Below are 26,384 nucleotides of genomic sequence, written 5' to 3' on the forward strand. Positions count from 1 at the left end.
CCCATGGCACCGATCAACTCCCCCGCCCAGAACGGCAAGGCCTACAAGTATGTCGACCACTCCTATGACGTGGTCGTCGTCGGCGCCGGCGGCGCCGGCCTGCGCGCCACGCTCGGCATGGCCGAACAGGGCTTCAAGACTGCCTGCATCACCAAGGTCTTCCCGACCCGCTCGCACACGGTTGCGGCCCAGGGTGGCATTGCTGCTTCGCTCACCAACATGACGCCGGACTGTTGGCAGTGGCACCTCTATGACACCGTCAAGGGTTCCGACTGGCTCGGCGACGTCGACGCCATGCAGTATCTCGCCATGGAAGCGCCGAAGGCGGTCTATGAGCTCGAGCACTACGGCGTTCCCTTTTCCCGCAACGAGGAAGGCAAGATCTACCAGCGCCCGTTCGGCGGCCACATGCAGAACTACGGCGAAGGCCCGCCGGTGCAGCGCACCTGCGCCGCCGCCGACCGTACCGGCCACGCCATCCTGCACACGCTTTATGGCCAGTCGCTGCGCAATAATGCCGAATTCTTCATCGAATACTTCGCCCTCGACCTGATCATGGCGCCCGATGGCCGCTGCACCGGTGTCGTCGCCTGGAACCTTGACGACGGCACGATCCATCGCTTCGCCGCCAAGATGGTGGTGCTGGCGACCGGCGGTTACGGCCGCGCCTATTTCTCGGCAACGTCGGCCCATACCTGCACCGGCGACGGCGGCGGCATGATCGCCCGTGCCGGCCTGCCGCTGCAGGACATGGAATTCGTCCAGTTCCATCCGACCGGCATCTATGGTGCCGGCTGTCTGATCACCGAAGGGGCGCGCGGCGAAGGCGGCTATCTCGTCAACTCCGAAGGCGAGCGCTTCATGGAACGCTATGCGCCCTCGGCCAAGGACCTTGCCTCGCGCGACGTCGTCTCGCGCTGCATGACGCTGGAAATCCGCGAAGGCCGCGGCGTCGGCAAGAACAAGGACCACATCTTCCTGCATCTCGACCACCTCGATCCGGCCGTCCTGCACGAGCGCCTTCCGGGCATTTCGGAATCGGCCAAGATCTTCGCCGGCGTCGACGTGACCCGCGAGCCGATCCCGGTCCTGCCGACAGTCCACTACAACATGGGCGGCATTCCGACCAACTACTGGGGCGAGGTGCTGAACGCCGATGCCGCCAATCCGGAACGCATCGCGCCCGGCCTGATGGCCGTCGGCGAGGCCGGTTGCGCCTCGGTTCATGGTGCAAACCGCCTCGGCTCCAACTCGCTGATCGACCTCGTGGTCTTCGGCCGCGCCGCCGCCATCCGCGCCGGTCAGGTGATCGACAAGTCCGAGCCGGTTCCGGCGCTCGACATTGCCGCCTGCGACAAGATCATGGAGCGCTTCGACACCTTGCGGAACGCCTCCGGCTCGACGCCTACCGCCGTGCTGCGCGACAAGATGCAGCGCGCCATGCAGGAAGACGCGGCCGTGTTCCGTACCCAGGAAGCGCTCGAAAGCGGCTGCCGCCGCATCTCGGCGATCTGGAAGGAACTGCCGGACGTCAAGGTCACCGACCGGTCGCTGGTGTGGAACTCCGACCTTGTCGAAACGCTCGAACTGCACAATCTGATGGCCAATGCCATCACCACGGTCTATGGCGCGGAAGCGCGCAAGGAAAGCCGCGGCAGCCATGCGCGCGAAGACTATACCAGCGGCCCGTTCGCCGGTCGCGACGACGAGAACTGGCGCAAGCATACGCTCGCCTGGGTCTCCGAAGCCGGCGACGTGAAACTCGACTATCGTCCGGTCCACACCGACCTGATCGCCGAAGGCATCGATCCCTACAAGATCGCGCCCAAGGCACGCGTCTACTGATCTCGAGAGGAACTGGATATGGTTGAACTCGCCCTTCCGAAAAATTCGCAGATCAGTGAAGGCAAGGTCTGGCCGAAGCCGGCCGGTGCCAAGAACGTCCGCGAATACCGGATCTATCGCTGGAACCCGGACGACGGGCAGAACCCGCGCATCGATACCTATTACATCGATGTCGACGACTGCGGCCCGATGGTTCTCGATGGCCTTCTCTACATCAAGAACAATATCGACCCGACGCTGACGCTGCGCCGCTCCTGCCGCGAAGGCATCTGCGGTTCCTGCGCGATGAACATCGACGGCACCAACACGCTCGCCTGCACCAAGGGCATGGAAGAGATCGGCGGCACCGTGAAGGTCTATCCGCTGCCGCATCTGCCGGTGGTCAAGGACCTGGTGCCTGACCTCACCAACTTCTACGCCCAGCACCGTTCGATCGAGCCCTGGCTGAAGACGGTTTCGCCGCCGCCGGCCAAGGAATGGAAGCAGAGCCATGAGGATCGCCTCAAGCTCGACGGTCTCTACGAGTGCATTCTGTGCGCCTGCTGCTCGACCTCCTGTCCGAGCTACTGGTGGAACGGCGACCGTTATCTCGGTCCGGCCGTCCTCTTGCAGGCCTATCGCTGGCTGATCGACTCCAGGGACGAAGCGACCGGCGAACGTCTCGACAATCTGGAAGACCCCTTCCGGCTCTATCGCTGCCACACCATCATGAACTGCGCGCAGACTTGCCCCAAGGGCCTCAATCCGGCCAAGGCGATCGCGGAGATCAAGAAGATGATGGTCGAGCGTCGCGTCTGATCGTTCAAACAGGCAGCCCGCAGGTTGCCTTTCTGATCTGGCGACCCATGTAAGTGCTGACCGGCGCGGATCTCCTTTGGAGGTCCCGCCGTTTCATGTATCTGCTAGTGACTTGATTCGATCGTCCCTTTCGCGATAATTCCGCCTTGTTTCGGGACGACAACCGGCCCTACGCGGTCAACCGGGAGTGTGATGATGAAGTTGAAACATGCGGCGACAGGCGTCGCGATCCTTCTGTCTCTGGCAGGCTGCCAGCGTACATCGTTCAGCGGGATGGAATCCAGTTCCTCCGCCCTGCCGCCGCTTGAAGCTCAACCCGTTCCTTCCGTGCAGTCGGGACAGTTGCCGCCGCCCGGCGCCACTTCGCCATCCGGCTTCCCGGCCGCGCCGGCCCCTGCCACCCAGACGGCTGCAACCGATGTCGCGCCTGCCACGGCGCTCGACATCACCAAGGAATCCATGGTCGGAAACTGGCGCGTCTCCAACGCCGGCGCCTCGTGCGACATGTTCCTGACACTCACCAATCTCGGCAGCGGTTCGCGTGGCGGCACGCGCGGTTGTGCCGGCCCGCTGACAACCATGGGGTCGTGGGAAGTCGCCGGCAAGCAGGTGGTGCTGAAGGACCGCAGCGGCAACGTGCTCGGCCGCCTCTACAAGTCCGCCGATGCGCGATATGACGGCACCACCAATACCGGCCAGCCGATCAGCCTCAGCCGCTAAACACCATCCCTCATCCCTTGCGCGGTGATCGCTCCGGCGATCCCGCCCGCCTGCCCAAGCGGAGCCTGCGCATGCAGCCCATCCCAGACTATGCGATGAGCGTCGCCGAGCAATTGCGCTCGATGACGGAGGCCGGCACCCTCCAGCCCGACAAGGCCCAGATGGCCGTGGCCGTGCAACTCGACCGCATTCTTCATGAGATGAAGCAGCGCCGGCCGGCCGCCAAGAAGAGCGCGCTCGGCTGGATGTTCGCGCAGAAGCGCAAGCCGCTGCAACCGGTGCGCGGACTTTATGTGCATGGCAGCGTCGGTCGCGGCAAGACCATGCTGATGGACCTGTTCTTCAGGATGGCCCCCGTCGAGAAGAAGCGGCGTGCCCATTTCCACGAGTTCATGGCCGACGTGCATGCCCGGATCCACGCCCATCGGATCAAGCTGAAGAATGGCGAGACGCGCCAGGCCGACCCCGTTCCTCCCGTTGCCGCAGCCTTGCGTGAGGAGGCCGAACTCCTCTGTTTCGATGAGTTCACCGTCACCGACATCGCCGATGCGATGATCCTGTCGCGACTGTTCACCGAACTCTTTGCCCAGGGTTGCACGCTGGTCGCGACGTCTAACGTCGAACCCGGCAATCTCTATCGGGACGGTCTGAACCGGGGCCTGTTTCTCCCCTTCATCGAGTTGCTCAAGCGCCATGTCGAGGTGACGACGCTGGATTCGCCAACCGACTACAGGCTGGAGAAGCTGGAAAGCCTGCCCGTCTATGTGGCGCCGCTCGATGCGGAGGCGGCCCGTCTGATGGACCTGGCCTGGGAGCGGATTACCCAAGGGCGTCCCGAAGTGCCGACCGAGATCGAGATGAAGGGGCGGTCCGTCTCCGTTCCGCGTGCCGTTGGTCGGGCTGCGCGCTTCACGTTTGCGCAGCTGTGCGAGCAGCCGCTCGGCGCTTCCGACTATCTGGAGATCGCAAAGCGTTTCGACGTGGTTTTCATCGACCAGATCCCCCATCTCGGGCCAGCCCGGCGAAACGAGACGAAACGCTTTATTATCCTGATCGATGCACTCTACGACGCGTCGGTTCGGCTGTTCGCCTCCGCCGTGGCGATGCCGGAGGCGCTTCTCACCGAGAAGAAGGGCACGGAGGGTTTCGAGTTCGACCGGACCGTTTCTCGGTTGTTCGAGATGCGCAGTGCCGACTATCTGGCGCTTCACGATGGTCGGCGCGCTGAAGTGTGACGCTTATGCGTCATAATTTTTGACGTTTACGTAAGACTTTTATGATCTAACCGATTGAAAATATTGCCTCCGAATTAATCGGTTGCAGTTTTTCTCAACTGTCGTTATGCGAATTTTCACAATGCCCGGCTAAACGAGGCCGTCAGCTTTGGTTTTGGATCTAAAAGGAAGCACTTCAATGGCGCGCAACAAGATCGCTCTTATCGGTTCTGGAATGATTGGTGGAACGCTGGCGCATCTCGCCGGCCTCAAGGAACTGGGCGATATTGTCCTGTTCGACATTGCCGACGGCATCCCGCAGGGCAAGGGCCTCGATATCGCTCAGTCCTCCCCGGTCGAAGGCTTCAATGCCAAGCTGACCGGCGCCAGCGACTATGCCGCCATCGAAGGCGCAGACGTCTGCATCGTCACCGCCGGCGTCGCCCGCAAGCCCGGCATGAGCCGCGATGACCTTCTCGGCATCAACCTCAAGGTCATGGAACAGGTCGGCGCCGGCATCAAGAAATATGCCCCGAACGCTTTCGTGATCTGCATCACCAACCCGCTCGACGCCATGGTCTGGGCGCTGCAGAAGTTCTCCGGCCTGCCGACCAACAAGGTCGTGGGCATGGCCGGCGTTCTCGACAGCGCTCGCTTCCGCCTCTTCCTCTCTGAAGAATTCAAGGTTTCGGTCCAGGACGTCACCGCCTTCGTTCTCGGCGGCCACGGCGACACCATGGTGCCGCTCGCCCGCTACTCGACCGTCGGCGGCATCCCGCTCACCGACCTCGTCAAGATGGGCTGGGTCACCAAGGAGCGCCTCGAAGAAATCATCCAGCGCACCCGTGACGGCGGCGCCGAAATCGTCGGCCTGCTGAAGACCGGTTCGGCCTATTACGCACCGGCCGCCTCGGCGATCGAAATGGCCGAGTCCTTCCTCAAGGACAAGAAGCGCGTCCTGCCCTGCGCCGCCTACCTTTCCGGCCAGTACGGCGTGAAGGACATGTATGTCGGCGTGCCGACGATCATCGGCGCCGGCGGTGTCGAGCGCATCATCGAAGTCGAATTCAACAAGGCCGAAGAAGAAGCCTTCCAGAAGTCCGTCGGCGCGGTTGCCGGCCTCTGCGAAGCCTGCATCAATATCGCCCCCGCCCTCAAGTAACCGCCATTCGGCCCAGAACTAGGGACTAGACGATGAACATTCATGAATATCAGGCCAAGGCTCTTCTGAAGGGCTATGGCGCACCGGTCGCCGAAGGCGTGGCGATCTTCTCGGCGGAAGAAGCCGAGGCTGCCGCCAAGCAGCTTCCCGGCCCGCTCTACGTGGTCAAGAGCCAGATCCATGCCGGCGGCCGCGGCAAGGGCAAGTTCAAGGAACTCGGCCCCGACGCCAAGGGCGGTGTTCGCCTCGCCTTCTCGATCGACGAAGCTAAGGCCCATGCCAAGGAAATGTTCGGCAACACGCTGGTGACGGCCCAGACCGGCGAAGCCGGCAAGCAGGTCAACCGTCTCTACATCGAAGACGGCGCCGACATCGCTCGCGAACTCTATTGCTCGCTGCTGGTCGACCGCTCCGTCGGCCGCGTCGCTTTCGTCGTTTCGACCGAAGGCGGCATGGACATCGAGGCTGTCGCCCATGACACGCCCGAGAAGATCCACACCATCGCCATCGACCCGGAAGCCGGCGTGACGGCTGCCGATATCGCCGCCATCTCCAAGGCTCTCGAGCTGACCGGTGCTGCCGCCGAAGACGCAAAGTCGCTCTTCCCGGCGCTCTACAAGGCCTTCGTCGAAAAGGACATGGCTCTCCTCGAAGTCAACCCGCTGATCGTCATGAAGAATGACCATCTGCGCGTTCTCGACGCCAAGATGTCGTTCGACGGCAATGCGCTGTTCCGTCACGACGACGTGCGCGCGCTGCGCGACGAGACCGAAGAAGACGCCAAGGAAATCGAAGCCTCCAAGTGGGACCTCGCCTATGTCGCCCTCGACGGCAATATCGGCTGCATGGTCAATGGTGCCGGTCTCGCCATGGCGACGATGGACATCATCAAGCTGTACGGCAAGGAGCCGGCGAACTTCTGCGACGTCGGCGGCGGCGCCGGCAAGGAGAAGGTCGCGGCTGCCTTCAAGATCATCACCGCCGACCCGAAGGTCGAGGGCATCCTCGTCAACATCTTCGGCGGCATCATGAAGTGTGACGTCATCGCCGAGGGCGTTGTCGCTGCCGTCCAGGAAGTTGGTCTCAAGGTTCCGCTCGTCGTGCGCCTGGAAGGCACCAATGTCGAGCTCGGCAAGAAAATCCTCAACGAGTCCGGTCTGGCGATCACCGCCGCTGACGATCTGGACGACGCGGCGAAGAAGATCGTCGCGGCGATCAACGGCTAATTTGAAGGACCGGAAACAATGTCGATTCTCGTCAACAAGAACACCAAGGTCCTCGTCCAGGGCCTGACCGGCAAGACCGGTAGCTTCCACACCGAGCAGGCGCTCGCCTATTACGGCACGCAGATGGTCGGCGGTATCCACCCGAAGAAGGGTGGCGAAACCTGGGCCGGCTCGAAGGGCGAAAGCCTGCCGATCTTCGCCACCGTCGCCGAGGCTAAGGAAAAGACCGGCGCCGACGCGACCGTGATCTACGTTCCGCCGGCAGGTGCCGCAGACGCGATCATCGAGGCGATCGAAGCCGAGATCCCGTTCATCACCTGCATCACCGAGGGTATCCCGGTCATGGACATGGTGCGGGTCAAGGCCAAGCTCGACAAGTCCAAGTCGCGCCTGCTGGGTCCCAACTGCCCCGGCATCCTGACCCCGGAAGAATGCAAGATCGGCATCATGCCGGGCTCGATCTTCCGCAAGGGTTCGGTCGGTATCGTCTCGCGCTCCGGCACGCTGACCTATGAGGCCGTCTTCCAGACCTCGAACGAGGGCCTCGGCCAGACCACCGCTGTCGGTATCGGCGGCGACCCGGTCAAGGGCACCGAATTCATCGATGTGCTCGAACTGTTCCTGGCCGACCCGGCCACCACCTCGATCATCATGATCGGCGAAATCGGCGGTGCGGCCGAAGAAGACGCGGCCCAGTTCCTGATCGACGAAGCCAAGAAGGGTCGCAAGAAGCCGATGGCAGGCTTCATCGCCGGCCGGACCGCTCCGAAGGGCCGCACCATGGGTCACGCAGGCGCGGTCGTCTCCGGCGGCAAGGGCGATGCGGAATCGAAGATCGAGGCCATGGAAGCGGCCGGTATCAAGGTTTCGCCTTCGCCGGCACGCCTGGGCAAGACCCTGGTTGAAGTCCTCAAGGGCTGAGACCCCTTAACAACAACAGGCAGGGGGACCATGCTTAGGGTCCGCCTGCCTGATTTGGCGTTTTAACTACTGGGTCGTCACGGGGCGATCCAAGCAAGCGGCAGACCGGTCCCCGGTCATCACCTCAAGTCGGGAGGCGGGCGCAAAGGCTCGCAAGACACCATGGCAAGGCAAGAAGCCAACGAGCAGTTTCAGATCACGTCGTTCCTCGACGGTTCGAACGCTGCCTATATCGAGCAGCTCCACGCGCGTTACGAGGACGATCCGAAATCCGTCCCCGACGAATGGCAGGCCTTCTTCAAGGCGCTCGCCGAAAACCCGGCCGATGTGAAGAAAGCCGCCGCCGGTGCCTCCTGGCAGCGCAAGAACTGGCCGATCGCCGCCAATGGCGACCTCGTCTCGGCGCTCGACGGCAATTGGGGTGTGGTCGAGAAGGCCATCGAAACCAAGGTCAAGGCGAAGGTCGAGGCTACCGCCGCCGCAACCGGCAAACCGGCGAGCGAAGCCGATGTGCTTCAGGCGACCCGCGATTCGGTGCGCGCCATCATGATGATCCGTGCCTACCGCATGCGCGGTCACCTTCATGCCAATCTCGACCCGCTCGGCATCGCCGCTCCCGTCGAGGACTTCAACGAGCTTTCGCCGAGCGCCTATGGCTTCACCGAGGCCGATTACAGCCGCAAGATCTTCATCGACAACGTGCTTGGTCTCGAATACGCGACCATTCCGGAAATGCTCGACATCCTCAAGCGGACCTATTGCTCGACGCTTGGCGTCGAGTTCATGCATATTTCCAATCCGGAAGAAAAGCACTGGATCCAGGAACGCATCGAAGGTCCGGGCAAGGGCGTCGAGTTCACCGACAACGGCAAGAAGGCGATCCTGTCGAAGCTGATCGAGGCAGAGGGCTTCGAGCAGTTCATCGACGTCAAGTACAAGGGCACCAAGCGCTTCGGCCTCGACGGCGGTGAAGCGCTGATCCCGGCGCTGGAGCAGATCATCAAGCGCGGCGGCCAGGAAGGCCTGGAGGAGATCGTCCTCGGCATGGCCCATCGCGGCCGCCTGAACGTGCTCACCAACGTGATGGCCAAGCCGCATCGCGCCGTGTTCCACGAATTCAAGGGCGGTTCGTTCAAGCCCGACGAAGTCGAAGGCTCGGGCGACGTCAAGTATCACCTGGGCGCGTCCTCCGACCGCGAATTCGACGGCAACAAGGTCCATCTGTCGCTGACGGCCAACCCGTCGCACCTGGAAATCGTCAACCCGGTCGTCATGGGCAAGGCACGCGCCAAGCAGGACCAGCTGGCCAAGGTCTGGGACGGCGACATCATTCCGCTCAAGGAACGCGTCAAGGTTCTGCCGCTGCTGCTGCATGGCGATGCGGCCTTTGCCGGACAGGGCGTCGTGGCCGAAATCCTCGGCCTGTCGGGTCTGCGCGGTCACCGCGTCGGCGGCACCATGCACTTCATCATCAACAACCAGATCGGCTTCACCACCAATCCGGCCTTCTCGCGCTCGTCGCCCTATCCGTCCGACGTGGCCAAGATGATCGAGGCACCGATCTTCCACGTCAACGGCGACGATCCGGAAGCGGTTACCTACGCCGCCAAGATCGCCACCGAATACCGGATGAAGTTCCACAAGCCGGTCGTGGTCGACATGTTCTGCTACCGCCGCTTCGGCCATAACGAAGGCGACGAGCCCGCGTTCACGCAGCCGAAGATGTACAAGGCGATCCGCGCCCACAAGACCGTCGTTCAGCTCTATGCCGAGCGTCTGATCGCCGAAGGCCTGATCACCGAAGGCGAATTCGAGAAGATGAAGGCCGACTGGCGCGCCCATCTCGAGCAGGAGTTCGAGGCAGGTCAGGCCTACAAGCCGAACAAGGCCGACTGGCTGGACGGCGCCTGGTCGGGTCTGAGGACCGCCGACAATGCCGACGAACAGCGCCGCGGCAAGACCGCTGTGCCGATGAAGCAGCTGAAAGAGATCGGCCGCAAGCTGTCGACCATTCCCGAGGGCTTCAAGGCGCACCGCACGATCCAGCGCTTCATGGACAATCGCGCGCAAATGGCCGAGACGGGAGAGGGGATCGACTGGGCCATGGGCGAAGCCCTTGCCTTCGGTTCGCTCTGCGTCGAGGGTACCAAGATCCGTCTCTCGGGCCAGGATTGCGAACGTGGCACCTTCAGCCAGCGCCATTCGGTACTCTACGATCAGGAAACCGAAGATCGCTACATTCCGCTCGCCAATCTGGCGCCCAACCAGGGCCGCTACGAGGTCATCAACTCGATGCTCTCCGAAGAAGCGGTGCTCGGCTTCGAATACGGCTATTCGCTGGCCCGCCCGAATGCGCTGACGCTGTGGGAAGCCCAGTTCGGCGACTTCGCCAATGGTGCGCAGGTCGTTTTCGACCAGTTCATCTCGTCTGGCGAGCGCAAGTGGCTGCGCATGTCCGGTCTCGTCTGCCTGCTTCCGCACGGCTATGAAGGGCAGGGTCCGGAACATTCGTCCGCCCGCCTCGAGCGCTGGCTGCAGATGTGCGCCGAAGACAATATGCAGGTCGCCAACGTCACCACGCCGGCGAACTACTTCCACATACTGCGCCGCCAGGTGAAGCGCGACTTCCGCAAGCCGCTGATCCTGATGACGCCGAAGTCGCTGCTGCGCCACAAGCGTGCGGTGTCGAGCCTTTCGGAAATGGCCGGTGAGAGCTCGTTCCACCGCCTGCTTTGGGACGATGCCGAGATCATCAAGGACGGCCCGATCAAGCTGCAGAAGGACAACAAGATCCGGCGCGTCGTGATGTGCACCGGCAAGGTCTACTATGATCTGCTGGAAGAGCGCGAAAAGCGCGGCATCGACGATGTCTACCTGCTGCGCATCGAACAGCTCTATCCGTTCCCGGCCAAGGCGCTGATCAACGAGCTTTCGCGGTTCCGCAATGCCGAGATGGTGTGGTGCCAGGAAGAGCCGAAGAACATGGGCGCGTGGTCGTTCATCGACCCCTATCTCGAATGGGTGCTCGCCCATATCGACGCCAAGTACCAGCGTGTGCGCTATACGGGTCGTCCGGCCGCAGCGTCGCCGGCGACGGGCCTGATGTCGAAGCATCTCGCCCAGCTCGAAGCCTTCCTCGAGGATGCGCTGGGGGGCTGATGCCTCCCACCGCCGAGACCCATCGACAGAAACATTCTCTGATCAACGGAATTGAGATCATGGCCACAGAAATCCGCGTACCCACCCTGGGTGAATCCGTCAGCGAAGCCACCATCGGCACCTGGTTCAAGAAGGTCGGCGACGTCGTCAAGGCCGACGAGCCGCTCGTCGAACTGGAAACCGACAAGGTTACCGTCGAGGTCCCCGCGCCGGCCTCCGGCGTCCTGACGGAAATCGTTGCCCAGAACGGCGAAACCGTCGGTCTCGGCGCTCTCCTCGGCCAGATCGCCGAAGGCGCCGCCGGCGCTGTTTCCGCAGAACCGGCGAAGCCGGCCGCACCTGCGGCCGCTGCCGCCCCCGCCGCACCGGCAGCTTCCGCTCCTGCTGCTGCCTCCGGCTCCATGCCGGCCGCTCCGGCCGCTGCCAAGATGCTGGCTGAAAACAATCTTTCGGCCGACCAGGTCGAAGGCACCGGCAAGCGTGGCCAGGTTCTCAAGGGAGACGTGATCGCAGCCGTCGCCAAGGGTGTGACGACGGCTGCCGCGCCGGCCCCGGCGGCTGCTCCGCGCGCGCCCTCGGCCGCCGACGATGCGGTTCGCGAAGAGCGCGTCAAGATGACCCGCCTGCGCCAGACAATCGCCAAACGCCTCAAGGATGCCCAGAACACGGCGGCCATGCTGACCACCTATAACGAGGTGGACATGTCGGCGGTCATGAGCCTGCGCAACAAGTACAAGGACATCTTCGAGAAGAAGCATGGCGTGAAGCTCGGCTTCATGGGCTTCTTCACCAAGGCCGTGACCCACGCGCTCAAGGAACTCCCGGCGGTCAATGCCGAGATCGACGGCACCGACATCGTCTACAAGAACTACTGCCACATCGGCGTAGCCGTCGGGACCGACAAGGGCCTGGTCGTGCCGATCGTTCGCGATGCCGACCAGATGTCGATCGCCGAGATCGAGAAGGATATCGGTCGCCTCGGCAAGCTCGCCCGTGACGGCGCGCTGTCGATGGCCGACATGCAGGGCGGCACCTTCACCATCTCCAACGGTGGTGTCTACGGTTCGCTGATGTCCTCGCCGATCCTGAATGCCCCGCAGTCGGGCATCCTCGGCATGCACAAGATCCAGGAGCGTCCGGTCGCCATCGGCGGCCAGGTCGTCATCCGGCCGATGATGTATCTCGCGCTCTCCTACGACCATCGCATCGTCGACGGCAAGGAAGCGGTCACCTTCCTGGTGCGCGTCAAGGAAAGCCTGGAAGATCCGGAGCGTCTGGTTCTCGATCTCTAAGACCGATCCTCTGGGAGGCTGCCTCTGGTGGCCTCCCGTTCGATCCGGCATAGTGTCGGTCCAAGGGCCGCCACGACGTCGGAAGGAAAGCGAAGATGCACGCCTATCTCCTGGAACTCGCCTCGCTGATGGCCGTCTTCTCCTTCGCGATCGTCGCGCCGGGAGCCGACACGGCCATGGTCATGCGCCAGGCCATGGTGCACGGACGGCGCGCGGCGATCCTGACCAGCGTCGGCATCGGCACGTCGCTGATGTTTCATGTGACCTATACGATCCTCGGTCTCGGGCTCATCATTTCGCAATCGCTGCTGCTCTTCGCCATCATCAAGTGGGTGGGCGCCGCCTATCTCGTCTACATGGGCGTGATGGCGCTCCGTGCCGGCGCGACGGACCTCTCTCCTGCATCCGGCGAAGCGGAAGCCCCCCGGCAGAGCGCCTTTCGCGCCTTCGGCCTCGGTTTCCTCGCCAATGCGCTCAATCCGAAGCCGGTCCTGTTCTTCCTGTCGATCTTCTCGGCGCTGGTCAGCGCCTCGACGCCGGGCACGGTGAAGTTCGGCTATGGCCTGGTCATGGCGACCTGCCTGATTGCCTGGTTCGTCGGTGTGTCCTTCTTCATGACCACGCCGCGCATGCGCTCGGTCTTTGCCCGCATGAGCAAGTGGATCAACCGGGCTTCGGGCCTCGTGTTCATTGCTTTCGGCCTGAAACTCGCGGCGGCAAGGGCCAACTGAGATGAAGATGCGCCTGACGTTCTCAATCGCTGCGGCTTGGATCGTCGGCGTTTTCCCGGCCGCCGCGGTTGATTGTCCAATTGAACGCGCCGTCTATGCGGAACCGGAAGCCGGTGTTGAGCTTCGTTTCGATGCAAGTGGCGAGAATACGCCGCTCAGCCATCGATTCTCGCTCGTTTCGTCGAATGCGAAGATGAAGGTCGATGGGCATGTGCTCTACGACCCGGAAATCGAGCGGCCGGTAGCAATGGCGCTCGACAATTGCCCTGAGGGCGACGTGACGGGCGCGGACATCGCCGCCTGCACCATCTGGAAGGGCATTATCTATGCGGCCGACAAGGCGACCGGGCAGGTTGATCTGATCCCTGATGAAGGCGCCGATGCGCCGGACAGCCTCATCCTGCCGGGCTTCGGGCCGGCGATCGCAGCGTCTTCCTTTGGTGCGGCCATGAAGGTCACGCCCTGGGATATTTTCTCATTCAAACAATGTTCGCCCAAGGCCTGAGGGGCGACGGCACTGTAACAGTCGAAGGAACGATACGATGGCTTATGATGTGGTGGTAATCGGAAGTGGTCCGGGCGGTTATGTCTGCGCGATCAAGGCGGCCCAACTCGGCCTCAAGGTGGCCGTGGTCGAAAAGCGTGCCACCTATGGCGGCACCTGCCTGAACGTCGGCTGCATTCCGTCCAAGGCGCTGCTGCACGCCTCCGAGATGTTCCACCATGCCGCCCACGGCATGGACACGCTGGGCGTCGAGGTTGCCGCACCGAAGCTGAACCTTGAAAAGATGATGGCGCACAAGGACGCGACGGTGAAGGCAAACGTCGAGGGCGTCTCTTTCCTGTTCAAGAAGAACAAGATCGACGGCTTCCAGGGCACCGGCAAGGTCGTTTCCGCGGGCAAGGTTTCCGTCACCAATGACAAGGGCGAGGAGCAGATCATCGAGACCAAGAACATCGTCATCGCCACCGGCTCAGACGTCGCCGGCATTCCCGGCGTCGCCGTCGAGATCGACGAGAAGGTCATCGTGTCCTCCACGGGCGGCATCGCGCTCGACAAGGTTCCGGGCAAGATGGTGGTCGTCGGTGGCGGCGTCATCGGCCTCGAACTCGGCTCGGTCTGGCTGCGCCTCGGCGCCAAGGTCACCGTCGTCGAATATCTCGATACGATCCTCGGCGGCATGGACGGCGACGTTTCCAAGCAGTTCCAGCGCATGCTCGCCAAGCAGGGCATGGAATTCAACCTCGGCGCCAAGGTCACCGGCGTCCAGAAGGCCGAAAACGGCGCGAAGGTCACCTTCGAACCGGTCAAGGGCGGCGAAGCCCAGACGATCGATGCCGACGTCGTGCTGATCGCCACCGGCCGCAAGCCCTACACCGAGGGCCTCGGCCTTGCCGAAGCCGGCGTTGCGCTGGACGGTCGCGGCCGCGTCGAGATCGACGGCCACTACCGCACCAATGTCGCCGGCATCTATGCCATCGGCGACGTGGTCAAGGGTCCGATGCTCGCCCACAAGGCGGAAGACGAAGGCGTGGCGCTTGCCGAAATCCTCGCCGGCCAGCACGGCCATGTGAACTATGACGTCATTCCGGGCGTCGTCTATACCCAGCCGGAAGTCGCCTCCGTCGGCAAGACCGAGGAAGAGCTGAAGGCCGCGGGCGTCGCCTACAAGGCCGGCAAGTTCCCGTTCACCGCCAATGGCCGCGCCCGCGCCATGCAGGCGACCGACGGTTTCGTCAAGGTTCTGGCCGACAAGGAGACCGACCGGGTTCTCGGCGTCCACATCGTCGGCTTCGGCGCCGGCGAGATGATCCACGAGGCCGCAGTCCTGATGGAGTTCGGCGGTTCGTCGGAAGATCTCGGCCGCACCTGCCATGCGCATCCGACCATGTCGGAAGCCGTCAAGGAGGCAGCGCTCGCAACCTTCTTCAAGCCGATCCATATGTAATTGGCCATCTGAAGGTTAAATCTTCTCCATCTTCCGGGCCGCGCCTTGCCAAGCAGGGCGCGGCCTTTATCATCCGGACGCAATTGCCCTTAACCGATTGACGAAAGGCAAGAAAATGGCGTCCTCCCCCGTTTTGTCCTATTCTATTCCTCAACGTCTCATTCACTGGCTGATGGCCGGTCTCATCCTGTTCAACCTGCTTTTCGCCGAAGCGATGGAAGAGCTTTCTGAGGCGGTCGAAGAGGGACAGACCCCGACACCCGACATGATCGCATCGGCCAATATCCATGCCTATGTCGGCATCGCCGTGCTCTGTCTTGCTGTTATCCGGGTGGTTCTGCGCCTCACCCATGGCGCGCCGGAGGCCCCCGCCGAGGAGCCGCCGCTGGGAAGGCTTGCCGCCAAGGTCGCCCACGGTGCCTTCTACCTGCTGTTCTTCGCCATGCCGATCAGCGGGGCGCTGGCCTATTACGGCGGGGTGGAAGCTGCCGGCGGCCCGCATGCAGGCCCGATGAAGCTCGTCATGTGGGTCCTGATCGTCGCGCATGTCGGGGCGGTTCTGGTCCACCAGTTCGTCTGGAAGACGCCCGTGGCGCAACGCATGACCAAGGGCTGAGACTGCCCGACAAGGTCGGCGCCGCCGTTACTCGACGGCGCTGACCGTGAAGCCCTGTTGACGGATGAGTTCTACCAGCCCCTCGGCGCCCGGCAGGTGCAGGGCGCCGACAGCGATGAAGGTGTTGCCCTCCGACAGCAGCGGGGCTGCGCGTTCCGCCATGATCCTGTTGCGGTCGGTGACGATTCGTTTCTCGAAGGCGGCATAGGCGCTTTCGTCCTTGCCGAGCTCGGTGGGCGCAACCGCCTCGAGCGTGGGCATCGTCATGCCGATGTCGCCGGTGAGGTAGAGTCCGGTCATGGTCTCGATGACGTCGTCCATCCTGTCGCCAAGTTCCAGCGTCTCGATCAGCGCCTGCAGATGGAATTCGACCGGCAGGTCGGCCATCGCCTGCAACTGTTCCGCCAGGGTCTCCAGGCCTGCGACCTTCTTGCCCGCCTTGATCGCGTCTTCGGCGATGTGCTTGTCGAGGAAGGAAGCGCCGGCCGCCTTGCGGGCAAGTTCGCAGGCGGGAAGGGCGACGAAGCTCGACAGGATCCATGGCTTCATGCGCGCCACAGCTGCAAGGGCGAGACCGCGGGTCTTGAGGCCCTTCTCCAGCTTTTCGGCATCCTCTGCTGACATATGATCGCGGATCGTCGAACCGTCCATGAACATGGTCAGTTCGGGATGCATCAGCATTGCCGCCGCAGCCTTCTTCTCGTCGAGAATCTCGTCGGATTCGATGACGATGGTCGAGGCTTCGGCAGCCGCCTTGCGTGCGGATTCCGGCATGGTCAGCACACGCGGATCGGTGACGTGCATCGTGCCGAGAAGGTACGAAGGTTGGACGCCCGCCTTCTCGATCTTCCAGAATATGCCTTTGCCGTTCGGCGTCTTGGCTGCCTCGGCGACGATCTTGTCGTAGGTGGCGGGATCGGTCTTTTGCAGGGCGGGCAACAGGTCTTCGCCGGTGCAGGTCGGTGGTTCCGCCGCTCTCGCCGGGGAGACGGAGAACAGCACGAAAGCGGTGGCGACGAGCAGGGCCACATGCAGCGCGGCGATCAGCCAGAGCGCGACGTCGCCGGCAGAGGAAAAGGGATTTCGCTGGCGAAGCCGGTCGAAGGAGTGCGCGATCATGGGGATGTCCGTTTCAATCGCGGCAATCTAGCGGCCCGCCTCCTGACGTTCCCTTAACGCATGTGGTTAACGGCCCCGGTGTCAGGCGCGGGGATGGGCGCGCTCGTAGACGTCGAGGAGCCGTGCGGCGTCCACGCCGGTATAGACCTGGGTGGTCGACAGGCTGGCATGGCCGAGCAGTTCCTGGATGGTGCGCAGGTCGCCGCCGCTGCCGAGAAGATGGGTGGCAAAGGAGTGGCGCAGCGCATGCGGCGTAGCCGAATCCGGCAGGCCGAGGGCCGAGCGCAGGCGCTGCATCTCTCGCTGGATGATCGCCGGCTGGAGCTTTCCGCCGCGCGCCCCGCGAAACAGCGGTTCGCCCGCCTCCAGATGGTAAGGGCAGAGTTTGACATAGGTCGCGACGGCCTCGCCGACGACCGGCAGCAACGGGACCAGCCGGGTCTTCGCACCCTTGCCGGTGATGCGAAGCGAGGTCGGATTGCCGGCGAAAGCCGAAGGGGTGAGATCGAGGGCTTCGGAGATGCGAAGCCCGCAGCCGTAGAGAAGGGTCAGCACGGCGGCGTCGCGCGCGGCGATCCAAGGCTCCCCATTCATCTGCGCCTCCTGGCTGACCACGGTCAGCGCCTGGTTGCCGCTCAGGGGCTTGGGCAGGGACTTTGGCTGTTTCGGCGATCGTATCGCGCCGGCGCCGGCAGCATTGACCAAGCCCTTGCGCTCGAGGTGCCTCAGGAACGAGCGCAGGCCGGCCAGATGCCGGCCGAGCGAGCGGGCGCCGGCACCCTGCTTGCGGCGGAAGGCGAGGAAGGCGCGCAGGTCCGCCGGGCGCAGGGCGGAGACGTCCTTGATTGTCGCCGGCCCGCCGACATGGGTGGTGAGGAAGCGCAGGAACTGGCGGGTGTCGCGCTCATAGGCCTCCAACGTATTGCCCGAGAGGCGCCGCTCCCCGCCCAGGCTTGCCAGCCAGGCACCGCGTTCGGCCATCAGATCGTCGGCCGCGAGGATCAACAGTTCGTCCACGCCTGCTTCCTTTACTTATCTCGAATGCTCCGCCAACATGCACCCCCAGCGTTAGGGAATGGCTAACGCCGGTTCTGTCTGTCATGCTTCGATCACATTGGACTGCAATAGAAATTGATCGAAATAGTCGGAGTTCCAGATGACGCGCCGTGATTCGATGACGACCTTCGGGCAGTTCGCCGAGGCGGTCGCGCTGGTCTCCCAGGGGAAGCCGGGTCATATCGTCGATACGCTGATCGCCGAGCGCGGCGAGAAGATCGTTCACAACCCGCTCTGGCCGGTCATGCGACCGTTTCTCTACACACTTCTGCGCTATGCCAAGGCGCTCGAATTCGCCAACGACATCGCCAACATGCCGGGCTTCCAGGCCTTCGACTATCTGAGCGGCATCCTCCAGCTCGACATCAATGTCCGCTATGGCGAACGGATCCCCGACCAGGGCGGCTTCATCATGGTCAGCAACCACCCGACCGGCATTGCCGACGGCGTGGCCGTGTTCGACCTGTTGAAGAACACGCGGCCCGACATGATGTTCTTCGCCAACCGCGATGCGATCCGGGTCAATCCGCGCTTTGCCGAGATCATCATCCCGGTGGAATGGCGCGAGGAGCACAAGACCAAGCTCAAGGCGCGCGAGACGCTGCAGCTGACCAATCGCGCTATTCAGGAGCAGAAGGCCACCGTGCTCTTTCCCTCCGGGCGCATCGCTTATTGGGCGAACGGACGGCTGAACGAGCGGCCGTGGAAGACATCGGCCGTGGGGCTCGCCCGCAAGTACAATCTGCCGATCCTGCCGGTCAACATGTCGGCCCGTAATTCCGGACTGTTCTACTGGCTCGCCAAGTGGTCGACCGAACTGCGCGACATGACGGTCTTCCACGAACTGCTCAACAAGAAGGGCGACCGCTTCGACTTCACCGTCGGCAACCTGATCGAGCCGGAACAGCTCAGCGGCGATCCCGTCGAGGTGACGGCCGCGTTGGAACGGCATACCGTCCACGCACTCGCCGCCGACGGCAGCGCGCAGTTCCGCTTCGGCGGCTGAGGCTTCGGCTCCCCGGCGTTCGCTCCCTTCCGCTGTCTCGCTCCCAGCCTTTTCGGTTTTCTTTCTGGGCGTGCAGGGGCAAACATGACGTCCCATGAAAGACGATTCGCCCGGACTGTTCGGCCCGCTGCCATCTTCCCGCGTCGTACCCGTGCTGGTGCCGATGCCGGCGCCGGTTGCCTATAGCTATGCGGTGCCCGACGGTATGGCGGCCGAGGCGGGGTCGATTGTGCAGGTGCCGCTCGGGCCGCGCCAGGTCGTCGGCGTCGTGTGGGATGGCCCGGAGGCCGGTGGTGTCGATCCGAAGAAGCTCCGATCGATCACCAAGGTGTTCGACTGTCCGCCGCTCGACAAGCCCATGCGCACCTTCCTCGACTGGGTTGCCGCCTACACGCTCTCGCCGCCGGGCTATGTGGCACGCATGGCGCTGCGCGCGCCGGCGGCCTTCGATCCGGAGCCGATGGTCGAGGGTTTTCGCTTCTCCGGCATGGAGCCGGAAAGGATGACCCCGGCGCGGCGCAAGGTGCTCGATCTCGCGGGCGACGGGCTTTCCTGGACCAAGAGCGGTCTAGCCCATGCAAGCGGTGTGTCGACCAGCGTGATCGACGGTCTCGCCGCCCAGGGTGTGTTCGAAACCGTCTTCCTGCCGCCGCCGCCGCTGGTCGCCAAGCCGGATCCGGATTTCGCCCAGCATCGTCTCGCCGGGCCCCAGAAGGAAGCCGCGGACGAGATTCTCGACGGGATCGCCAAGGGCGGGTTTTCGGTGGCGCTGATCGACGGCGTCACTGGCTCGGGCAAGACGGAGGTCTATTTCGAGGCGATCGCCGAAACGCTGCGACAGGGACGGCAGGTGCTGATCCTGCTGCCGGAAATCGCGCTCACCGCCAATTTCCTCGAGCGTTTTCAGGACCGCTTCGGCGCCAAGCCCGGCGAATGGCATTCGGATCTGGCGACCCGCACCCGCGAAAAGGTGTGGCGACAGGCCGCGACCGGCGAGATCCGCGTCGTTGCCGGCGCGCGCTCGGCGCTGTTCCTGCCGTTCGAGGATCTGGGGCTGATCATCGTCGACGAAGAGCACGATCCGGCCTTCAAGCAGGAGGATCGTGTCTTCTACAATGCGCGCGACATGGCGGTGGTGCGGGCGCGGATCGCCGGCTTCCCGGTCGTGCTGGTTTCGGCGACCCCTTCCGTCGAGAGCCAGGTGAACTGCCAGGCGGGGCGCTATAGGCGCATCCATCTGCCGACGCGCTTTGCCGATGCAGCGCTGCCGGATCTGCATCTGATCGACATGCGCCGCCATCCGCCGGAGCGGGGCGGCTTCCTTTCGCCGCTGTTGCTCAGGGCTGTCGGCAGGACAATCGAACGCAAGGAGCAGGCGCTGCTGTTCCTCAACCGGCGTGGCTATGCGCCGCTCACCCTTTGCCGCGTCTGCGGCCATCGGTTCCAGTGCCCGCAATGTTCGAGCTGGCTGGTGGAGCACCGTTTCCGCGGCCAGATCCAGTGCCACCAATGCGGCTATTCCGAACCGACGCCGCAGGCCTGCCCGGAATGCGGCACGCTCGATCATCTCGTCGCCTGCGGGCCCGGCGTCGAGCGTATTGCCGAGGAGGTGGAAAAGCACTTTCCCGATGCGCGCACGCTGGTGCTCTCCTCCGACCTCGGGGGTGTCAAACGGCTCAGGCTGGAGCTCGAAGCGATCGCCAATGGCGAGGCGGATATCGTCATCGGCACACAGCTCGTCGCCAAGGGCCACAATTTCCCGCTGATGACGCTGGTCGGCATCGTCGACGCCGATATCGGCCTTGCCAATGGCGACCCGCGCGCGGCCGAACGCACCTTCCAGCTTCTGTCGCAGGTGACCGGCCGCGCCGGCCGCACCGGCCGCAAGAGCCATGGCCTGTTGCAGACCTTCCAGCCGATGCACCCGGTCATGCAGGCGCTGGTCTCCGGCGATGCCTCGGCCTTCTACGAACGCGAGATCGCCGAACGCGAGCGGGCAGCCCTGCCGCCCTTCGGCCGGCTGGTCTCGATCATCGTTTCCGCCGACAGCCGCGCGGAGGCGGAAACCCATGCGCGGCAGCTGCGCCAGACGGCGCCGGTCGAGCGCGACATTGCCATTCTCGGCCCGGCGGAAGCGCCGCTCGCCCTGATCCGGGGTCGTCACCGCTTCCGGCTTCTGGTGCATGGCCGGCGCAACAGCGACATGCAGGGTTTTGTCCGGGCGATGCTTGCCAATGGCCCCAAGGAACGCCGCTCGATCCAGGTACAGGTCGACGTCGATCCGCAGAGCTTCCTTTAAGCCGGGCCCTGGGGTGCTGCGACCGCATCGGAAAGCGACGGAAAATGCCGGTTCGCAATATCTCCAAGCGCCGCTTTGTGCGATAAGCGCCGCGTTCGATTTGCTTTGAGACGAGGAACAAGGATGGAATTCTATTTTCCGACGGAATTCGGCGAGCAACTCGCCTTCGGCGCGGCGGCAGTCGCCGCCCTGATCGGTGCATTGGCGATGTTCGCGCCGGGTCTGACCCTCAAATTCTTTGCCCTCGAACCTCGGAACCTGCGCCCGGAGGGATTTGGCGCGGTGCGATCCGCAGGCGGACTGGTCGTGGGATTTTCCGGAACGGCCCTCATGCTGGCCCAGCCGACGCTCTATCTCGCCTTCGGGGCCGCGATGGCTCTGGCGGCGTTCGGGCGGATCCTGTCGATCATGTCCGATCGGGGAAACACGCCTCGCAACATGCTACTCTTGGTTGTAGATGTCGCCCTTGCAGCAATGCCGCTTTCCTACGTCTTCGGACTCCTCTGAAGAGAAAGTCCATGCCTTCGCCGCATGCTCACACCAATTTGGCGCGGATTCGGAGAATTTTGGCGCCAAGGCCTTGTCCTTAAGGCTTATTCCGTTATTACGCGTGTTGCGAGTCCACAGTTCCTATGCTAGACGGACCGCGAAATTCGAAAAACACAAGCGGGCGACGTTTGTGTTCTTCAAGAAAAACCTAACGATTTCAGGATGATGTTTGTCCCATTCAGGGGTGGCGGGCATCCTGGGTCAAAAGCAGGGAATATTTTGCCCGTGGCAGACACATCCCAAGTCATTTCAGGCGTGGCGGAGCGCTATGCGTCATCGCTTTTCGAGCTTGCCCTCGAGGCTGGCTCGCTCGACGCTGTCGGCGCCGATCTCAATCGTTTCCAGGCGATGATCGATTCGAGCGACGACCTGAAGCGGTTGGTGCTCTCGCCGGTTTTCTCGGCCGAGGATCAGACCAAGGCGGTTGTTGCCCTGAGCGAGAAGGCCGGTCTCGGCGCTCTCGTGGCGAACTTCCTCAAGGTCGTCGCCGGCAATCGCCGTCTGTTTGTCATTTCCGGCATGATCGCCTCGTTCCGTCAGATCGCCGCCCGCCATCGCGGCGAGGTCTCGGCTGAGGTGACGTCGGCGCACGCACTTACTACCGAACAGGAAAACGAACTGAAGGCGGCGCTGAAGAGCGTCACCGGCAAGGACGTCACGATCGCGGTTTCGATCGACCCGTCCATTCTCGGTGGCCTGATCGTCAAGGTCGGCTCGCGCCAGATCGACACGTCTCTTCGCACCAAACTTTCCACCCTTAAGCTTGCACTGAAAGAGGTTGGCTGATGGATATCCGCGCCGCGGAAATTTCCGCAATTCTGAAAGATCAAATCAAAAACTTCGGCAAAGAGGCGGAAGTCTCCGAAGTTGGCCAGGTGCTCTCCGTCGGTGACGGTATTGCCCGCGTCTACGGCCTCGACAATGTCCAGGCCGGCGAAATGGTCGAGTTCCCCGGTGGTATCCGTGGCATGGCGCTGAACCTCGAAGCCGACAATGTCGGCGTCGTTATCTTCGGTTCGGACCGTGACATCAAGGAAGGCGACACCGTCAAGCGGACCGGCGCCATCGTCGACGTTCCGGTCGGTCCCGAACTGCTCGGCCGCGTCGTCGACGCGCTCGGCAATCCGATCGACGGCAAGGGCCCGATCAACGCTGCGAAGCGCTCGCGCGTCGACGTCAAGGCTCCGGGCATCATCCCGCGCAAGTCGGTTCATGAGCCGATGTCGACTGGCCTCAAGGCCATCGACGCTCTGATCCCGGTCGGCCGCGGCCAGCGCGAGCTGGTCATCGGTGACCGCCAGACCGGCAAGACCGCCATCATTCTCGACACGATCCTCAACCAGAAGGCCATTCACGACAATGGCCCGGACTCGGAAAAGCTCTATTGCGTCTACGTCGCAATCGGCCAGAAGCGTTCGACGGTTGCCCAGTTCGTCAAGGTTCTCGAGGAGCGCGGCGCGCTCAAGTACTCGATCATCGTTGCCGCAACGGCTTCCGATCCGGCTCCGATGCAGTACATCGCGCCGTTCGCTGGCTGCGCCATGGGCGAATACTTTCGTGACAACGGCCAGCACGCGCTGATCGGCTACGACGACCTTTCCAAGCAGGCCGTCGCTTACCGCCAGATGTCGCTGCTGCTGCGCCGCCCGCCGGGCCGCGAAGCTTATCCGGGCGACGTCTTCTACCTGCATTCGCGTCTGCTCGAGCGCGCTGCAAAGCTCTCCGACGAACGTGGCGCCGGTTCGCTGACCGCACTGCCGGTCATCGAAACCCAGGGTAACGACGTTTCGGCCTTCATTCCGACCAACGTGATCTCGATCACCGACGGCCAGATCTTCCTCGAAACCGACCTGTTCTACCAGGGCATCCGTCCGGCCGTTAACGTCGGTCTCTCGGTTTCGCGCGTCGGTTCGGCCGCACAGATCAAGGCGATGAAGCAGGTTGCCGGCTCGATCAAGGGCGAGCTTGCCCAGTATCGCGAAATGGCCGCCTTCGCCCAGTTCGGTTCCGACCTGGATGCGTCGACGCAGCGCCTGCTGAACCGCGGTGCACGCCTGACCGAACTCCTGAAGCAGCCGCAGTTCTCGCCGCTGAAGACGGAAGAACAGGTTGCCGTGATCTTCGCCGGCGTCAACGGTTACCTCGACAAGGTCGCCGTCAACCAGATCGGCAAGTTCGAGCAGGGTCTGCTTTCCTACCTTCGCTCGGAAGGCAAGGCCATTCTCGACGCCATCCGCACGGAGAAAGCCATCAGCGACGACACCAAGGGCAAGCTCAAGGCTGCTCTGGATCAGTTCGCCAAGTCTTTCGCGTAATCGGGCCTCAAGCCAAGGACGGATAACGGATGCCTTCACTTAAGGATCTGAAAAACCGGATCGCCTCCGTCAAGGCGACGCAGAAAATCACCAAGGCGATGAAAATGGTCGCCGCGGCGAAGCTGCGTCGTGCGCAGGAGGCGGCCGAGGCCGCTCGTCCCTATTCGCAGCGCATGGGTGCCGTCCTTGCCAATATCGCCCAGGCGGTCGGCAGCGACGACAGCGCACCCCGGCTGATGACCGGGACCGGCAAGGACGATGTGCACCTGCTCATCGTCTGCACTGCCGAGCGCGGCCTTTGCGGTGGTTTCAATTCGCAGATCGCCCGCTTCGCCCGTGACCATGCGCGCAAGCTTCTGGCCGCCGGCAAGACCGTCAAGATCTTCTGCGTCGGCAAGAAGGGCTATGACAGCCTGCGTCGCGAGTTCGCCGCCAACATCGTCGAGCGCACCGACCTTCGCGAAGTCAAGCGCGTCGCTTTCGAAAATGCCGACACGATTGGCCGCAAGGTCATCTCGATGTTCGACAAGGGCGAGTTCGACGTTGCGACCCTGTTCTATTCGGAATTCAAGTCCGTCATCAGCCAGGTGCCGACCGCGCAGCAGCTGATCCCGGCTGCGGCTCCGGAAGCGGTTGCGACAACCGGCGCGTCGGCCGTCTACGAATATGAGCCCGATGCCGGTGCGATCCTCGAGGATCTCATTCCGCGCAACATCTCGGTGCAGATCTTCCGGGCCCTGCTTGAAAACGTCGCCGGTGAAATGGGCGCCAAGATGAGCGCGATGGACAATGCGACGCGTAATGCTGGCGAGATGATCAACAAGCTTACGCTTTCGTACAACCGTCAGCGCCAGGCTCAGATCACCAAGGAACTCATTGAAATCATTTCGGGCGCGGAAGCGCTCTGAGGTTAAGGAAAGAGGGTAAGAAACATGGCTAAGGCAGCTACCCCGAAATCTACCGCGGCGAAGGTCGCAACCGGCTCGGCAGGCCGGGTTACTCAGGTCATCGGTGCTGTTGTCGACGTTGCGTTCGACGGCGAGCTGCCTGCGATCCTGAACGCGCTGGAAACGATGAACGGCGGCAACCGCCTCGTTCTCGAAGTTGCCCAGCACCTCGGCGAGAGCCAGGTTCGTACGATCGCCATGGACTCGACCGAAGGTCTGGTTCGTGGCCAGGCGGTCACCGATACCGGCGCACCGATCACCGTTCCGGTCGGCCCGGAAACGCTCGGCCGCATCATGAACGTCATCGGCGAGCCCGTTGACGAAGCCGGTCCGCTGGTCACTTCCGGCAAGCGCGCCATCCACCAGGAAGCGCCGACCTATGTCGAGCAGTCGACCGAAGCGCAGATCCTCGTCACCGGCATCAAGGTCGTCGACCTTCTCGCGCCTTACGCCAAGGGCGGCAAGATCGGCCTGTTCGGCGGCGCCGGCGTCGGCAAGACGGTTCTCATCATGGAACTGATCAACAACGTCGCCAAGGCGCACGGCGGTTACTCGGTATTTGCCGGCGTTGGCGAACGTACCCGCGAAGGCAACGACCTCTATCACGAAATGATCGAGTCGGGCGTCAACAAGCACGGTGGCGGCGAAGGCTCCAAGGCTGCCCTGGTTTACGGCCAGATGAACGAACCGCCGGGCGCCCGCGCTCGCGTCGCTCTGACGGGTCTGACCATCGCCGAAGACTTCCGCGACAAGGGCCAGGACGTTCTGTTCTTCGTCGACAACATCTTCCGCTTCACCCAGGCAGGTTCCGAAGTGTCCGCACTTCTCGGTCGTATCCCGTCGGCCGTTGGTTATCAGCCGACACTCGCCACCGACATGGGTCAGATGCAGGAACGCATCACCACCACGACCAAGGGTTCGATCACCTCGGTTCAGGCCATTTACGTCCCCGCCGACGACTTGACCGACCCGGCGCCGGCAACCTCGTTCGCCCACCTGGACGCAACGACCGTTCTGTCGCGTTCGATCGCCGAAAAGGGCATCTACCCGGCCGTCGACCCGCTCGACTCCACCTCGCGCATGCTCGACCCGCTGGTCGTCGGCGAAGAGCACTACGAAGTGGCTCGTAAGGTCCAGTCGACCCTGCAGCGCTACAAGGCCCTGCAGGACATCATCGCCATTCTCGGCATGGACGAACTGTCGGAAGACGACCGCATCGCGGTTGCCCGCGCCCGCAAGATCGAGCGCTTCCTGTCGCAGCCGTTCTTCGTCGCCGAAGTCTTCACCGGTTCGCCGGGCAAGCTGGTTGCGCTCGAAGACACGATCAAGGGCTTCAAGGGCCTGGTCAACGGCGAGTACGACCATCTGCCGGAAGCCGCCTTCTACATGGTCGGTTCGATGGAAGAAGCCGTCGAGAAGGCCAAGAAGCTGGCTGCCGAAGCTGCCTGATGACGGACCTG

22 protein-coding genes are annotated in these 26,384 nt (G+C 63.2%); 20 read left to right on the forward strand and 2 right to left on the reverse strand.

The annotated features are described in order from the left end of the window. The first annotated feature begins 3 nt into the window (after nt 1–3). From sdhA to DYZ14_RS09125, 13 genes are all read left to right on the forward strand, one after another. Nucleotides 4–1,845, forward strand: coding sequence for a succinate dehydrogenase flavoprotein subunit (gene sdhA / locus DYZ14_RS09065; protein WP_154720362.1), 1,842 nt, complete (start codon nt 4–6; stop codon nt 1,843–1,845). Between the two features lie 18 nt (nt 1,846–1,863). Then, on the forward strand, nt 1,864–2,643 hold the full coding sequence (locus DYZ14_RS09070) for a succinate dehydrogenase iron-sulfur subunit (RefSeq protein ID WP_154720363.1): 780 nt from the start codon (nt 1,864–1,866) through the stop codon (nt 2,641–2,643). 195 nt (nt 2,644–2,838) lie between these two features. Further along, nucleotides 2,839–3,363, forward strand: coding sequence for a protease inhibitor Inh/omp19 family protein (locus DYZ14_RS09075; protein WP_115670532.1), 525 nt, complete (start codon nt 2,839–2,841; stop codon nt 3,361–3,363). Between the two features lie 71 nt (nt 3,364–3,434). Next, a complete protein-coding gene (gene zapE / locus DYZ14_RS09080) occupies nt 3,435–4,598 on the forward strand; it encodes a cell division protein ZapE (RefSeq protein WP_154720364.1) in 1,164 nt (387 codons plus the stop codon). A 178-nt stretch (nt 4,599–4,776) separates the two neighbouring features. Beyond that, nucleotides 4,777–5,739, forward strand: a complete 963-nt coding sequence (gene mdh, locus DYZ14_RS09085) for a malate dehydrogenase (protein WP_115670365.1) — start codon at nt 4,777–4,779, stop codon at nt 5,737–5,739. A 32-nt stretch (nt 5,740–5,771) separates the two neighbouring features. Further along, complete coding sequence (gene sucC / locus DYZ14_RS09090) at nt 5,772–6,965, forward strand: ADP-forming succinate--CoA ligase subunit beta (RefSeq protein WP_154720365.1); 1,194 nt, start codon at nt 5,772–5,774, stop codon at nt 6,963–6,965. 18 nt (nt 6,966–6,983) lie between these two features. Beyond that, nucleotides 6,984–7,886, forward strand: coding sequence for a succinate--CoA ligase subunit alpha (gene sucD, locus DYZ14_RS09095; protein WP_154720366.1), 903 nt, complete (start codon nt 6,984–6,986; stop codon nt 7,884–7,886). A gap of 162 nt (nt 7,887–8,048) precedes the next feature. Then, nucleotides 8,049–11,045 (forward strand): 2-oxoglutarate dehydrogenase E1 component, encoded by a 2,997-nt coding sequence (locus DYZ14_RS09100; RefSeq protein ID WP_154720367.1) that lies wholly within the window; start codon nt 8,049–8,051, stop codon nt 11,043–11,045. Nucleotides 11,046–11,104: 59 nt separating this feature from the next. Then, the gene (odhB, locus tag DYZ14_RS09105) at nt 11,105–12,337 is read left to right on the forward strand and encodes a 2-oxoglutarate dehydrogenase complex dihydrolipoyllysine-residue succinyltransferase (RefSeq protein ID WP_154720368.1); all 1,233 of its coding nucleotides are present in this window, start codon (nt 11,105–11,107) and stop codon (nt 12,335–12,337) included. 95 nt (nt 12,338–12,432) lie between these two features. Beyond that, entirely contained in the window at nt 12,433–13,068 is a 636-nt protein-coding gene (locus DYZ14_RS09110) for a LysE family transporter (protein WP_154720369.1), read from the forward strand. Nucleotide 13,069: 1 nt separating this feature from the next. Continuing rightward, on the forward strand, nt 13,070–13,573 hold the full coding sequence (locus DYZ14_RS09115) for a hypothetical protein (RefSeq protein WP_154720370.1): 504 nt from the start codon (nt 13,070–13,072) through the stop codon (nt 13,571–13,573). Nucleotides 13,574–13,610: 37 nt separating this feature from the next. Next, the gene (gene lpdA / locus DYZ14_RS09120; RefSeq protein WP_154720371.1) at nt 13,611–15,017 is read left to right on the forward strand and encodes a dihydrolipoyl dehydrogenase; all 1,407 of its coding nucleotides are present in this window, start codon (nt 13,611–13,613) and stop codon (nt 15,015–15,017) included. 115 nt (nt 15,018–15,132) lie between these two features. Continuing rightward, a complete protein-coding gene (locus DYZ14_RS09125; protein WP_154720372.1) occupies nt 15,133–15,633 on the forward strand; it encodes a cytochrome b in 501 nt (166 codons plus the stop codon). 27 nt (nt 15,634–15,660) lie between these two features. On the opposite strand, the gene DYZ14_RS09130 is transcribed toward DYZ14_RS09125, so the two are convergent. Together DYZ14_RS09130 and DYZ14_RS09135 are read right to left on the reverse strand one after the other, a co-directional pair. Beyond that, nucleotides 15,661–16,752 carry a TraB/GumN family protein gene (locus DYZ14_RS09130; protein WP_154720373.1) on the reverse strand — a complete coding sequence of 364 codons (1,092 nt, stop codon included), beginning with the start codon at nt 16,750–16,752 and terminating at the stop codon, nt 15,661–15,663. A gap of 81 nt (nt 16,753–16,833) precedes the next feature. Further along, nucleotides 16,834–17,769, reverse strand: coding sequence for a tyrosine recombinase XerC (locus DYZ14_RS09135; protein WP_195949878.1), 936 nt, complete (start codon nt 17,767–17,769; stop codon nt 16,834–16,836). Nucleotides 17,770–17,908: 139 nt separating this feature from the next. Between DYZ14_RS09135 and DYZ14_RS09140 the strand changes: the two genes are divergently transcribed. The 7 genes from DYZ14_RS09140 to atpD all read left to right on the forward strand — a co-directional run bounded on the left by DYZ14_RS09140 (nt 17,909) and on the right by atpD (nt 26,373). Beyond that, nucleotides 17,909–18,814 (forward strand): GNAT family N-acetyltransferase, encoded by a 906-nt coding sequence (locus DYZ14_RS09140; protein ID WP_154720374.1) that lies wholly within the window; start codon nt 17,909–17,911, stop codon nt 18,812–18,814. A gap of 94 nt (nt 18,815–18,908) precedes the next feature. After that, entirely contained in the window at nt 18,909–21,113 is a 2,205-nt protein-coding gene (locus DYZ14_RS09145; RefSeq protein ID WP_154720375.1) for a primosomal protein N', read from the forward strand. Between the two features lie 123 nt (nt 21,114–21,236). Next, nucleotides 21,237–21,620, forward strand: coding sequence for an AGROH133_08824 family phage infection protein (locus DYZ14_RS09150; protein ID WP_154720376.1), 384 nt, complete (start codon nt 21,237–21,239; stop codon nt 21,618–21,620). A 261-nt stretch (nt 21,621–21,881) separates the two neighbouring features. Further along, a complete protein-coding gene (locus DYZ14_RS09155; RefSeq protein ID WP_154720377.1) occupies nt 21,882–22,448 on the forward strand; it encodes a F0F1 ATP synthase subunit delta in 567 nt (188 codons plus the stop codon). Beyond that, complete coding sequence (gene atpA / locus DYZ14_RS09160) at nt 22,448–23,977, forward strand: F0F1 ATP synthase subunit alpha (RefSeq protein ID WP_115670352.1); 1,530 nt, start codon at nt 22,448–22,450, stop codon at nt 23,975–23,977. Before DYZ14_RS09155 ends, atpA begins: the two co-directional genes overlap by 1 nt. A gap of 29 nt (nt 23,978–24,006) precedes the next feature. Further along, the gene (locus DYZ14_RS09165) at nt 24,007–24,885 is read left to right on the forward strand and encodes a F0F1 ATP synthase subunit gamma (RefSeq protein ID WP_115670351.1); all 879 of its coding nucleotides are present in this window, start codon (nt 24,007–24,009) and stop codon (nt 24,883–24,885) included. 24 nt (nt 24,886–24,909) lie between these two features. Next, complete coding sequence (atpD, locus tag DYZ14_RS09170) at nt 24,910–26,373, forward strand: F0F1 ATP synthase subunit beta (RefSeq protein ID WP_154720378.1); 1,464 nt, start codon at nt 24,910–24,912, stop codon at nt 26,371–26,373. Nucleotides 26,374–26,384 lie beyond the last annotated feature (11 nt).

This window comes from Ciceribacter sp. T2.26MG-112.2 (genome assembly GCF_900492205.1).
Classification (GTDB): domain Bacteria; phylum Pseudomonadota; class Alphaproteobacteria; order Rhizobiales; family Rhizobiaceae; genus Allorhizobium; species Allorhizobium naphthalenivorans_A.

Excerpts from the sequence above, each read along its gene's own strand:
- DYZ14_RS09140 (WP_154720374.1), top strand. The coding sequence starts at position 17,909 with ATGACGCGCCGTGATTCGATGACGACCTTCGGGCAGTTCGCCGAGGCG.
- DYZ14_RS09115 (WP_154720370.1), top strand. The coding sequence starts at position 13,070 with ATGAAGATGCGCCTGACGTTCTCAATCGCTGCGGCTTGGATCGTCGGC.
- DYZ14_RS09075 (WP_115670532.1), top strand. The coding sequence starts at position 2,839 with ATGAAGTTGAAACATGCGGCGACAGGCGTCGCGATCCTTCTGTCTCTG.
- odhB (WP_154720368.1), top strand. The coding sequence starts at position 11,105 with ATGGCCACAGAAATCCGCGTACCCACCCTGGGTGAATCCGTCAGCGAA.
- atpD (WP_154720378.1), top strand. The coding sequence starts at position 24,910 with ATGGCTAAGGCAGCTACCCCGAAATCTACCGCGGCGAAGGTCGCAACC.
- DYZ14_RS09110 (WP_154720369.1), top strand. The coding sequence starts at position 12,433 with ATGCACGCCTATCTCCTGGAACTCGCCTCGCTGATGGCCGTCTTCTCC.
- DYZ14_RS09145 (WP_154720375.1), top strand. The coding sequence starts at position 18,909 with ATGAAAGACGATTCGCCCGGACTGTTCGGCCCGCTGCCATCTTCCCGC.
- sucC (WP_154720365.1), top strand. The coding sequence starts at position 5,772 with ATGAACATTCATGAATATCAGGCCAAGGCTCTTCTGAAGGGCTATGGC.
- DYZ14_RS09070 (WP_154720363.1), top strand. The coding sequence starts at position 1,864 with ATGGTTGAACTCGCCCTTCCGAAAAATTCGCAGATCAGTGAAGGCAAG.
- lpdA (WP_154720371.1), top strand. The coding sequence starts at position 13,611 with ATGGCTTATGATGTGGTGGTAATCGGAAGTGGTCCGGGCGGTTATGTC.
- atpA (WP_115670352.1), top strand. The coding sequence starts at position 22,448 with ATGGATATCCGCGCCGCGGAAATTTCCGCAATTCTGAAAGATCAAATC.
- DYZ14_RS09165 (WP_115670351.1), top strand. The coding sequence starts at position 24,007 with ATGCCTTCACTTAAGGATCTGAAAAACCGGATCGCCTCCGTCAAGGCG.
- sdhA (WP_154720362.1), top strand. The coding sequence starts at position 4 with ATGGCACCGATCAACTCCCCCGCCCAGAACGGCAAGGCCTACAAGTAT.
- zapE (WP_154720364.1), top strand. The coding sequence starts at position 3,435 with ATGCAGCCCATCCCAGACTATGCGATGAGCGTCGCCGAGCAATTGCGC.
- mdh (WP_115670365.1), top strand. The coding sequence starts at position 4,777 with ATGGCGCGCAACAAGATCGCTCTTATCGGTTCTGGAATGATTGGTGGA.
- DYZ14_RS09130 (WP_154720373.1), bottom strand. The coding sequence starts at position 16,752 with ATGATCGCGCACTCCTTCGACCGGCTTCGCCAGCGAAATCCCTTTTCC.
- sucD (WP_154720366.1), top strand. The coding sequence starts at position 6,984 with ATGTCGATTCTCGTCAACAAGAACACCAAGGTCCTCGTCCAGGGCCTG.
- DYZ14_RS09100 (WP_154720367.1), top strand. The coding sequence starts at position 8,049 with ATGGCAAGGCAAGAAGCCAACGAGCAGTTTCAGATCACGTCGTTCCTC.
- DYZ14_RS09150 (WP_154720376.1), top strand. The coding sequence starts at position 21,237 with ATGGAATTCTATTTTCCGACGGAATTCGGCGAGCAACTCGCCTTCGGC.
- DYZ14_RS09125 (WP_154720372.1), top strand. The coding sequence starts at position 15,133 with ATGGCGTCCTCCCCCGTTTTGTCCTATTCTATTCCTCAACGTCTCATT.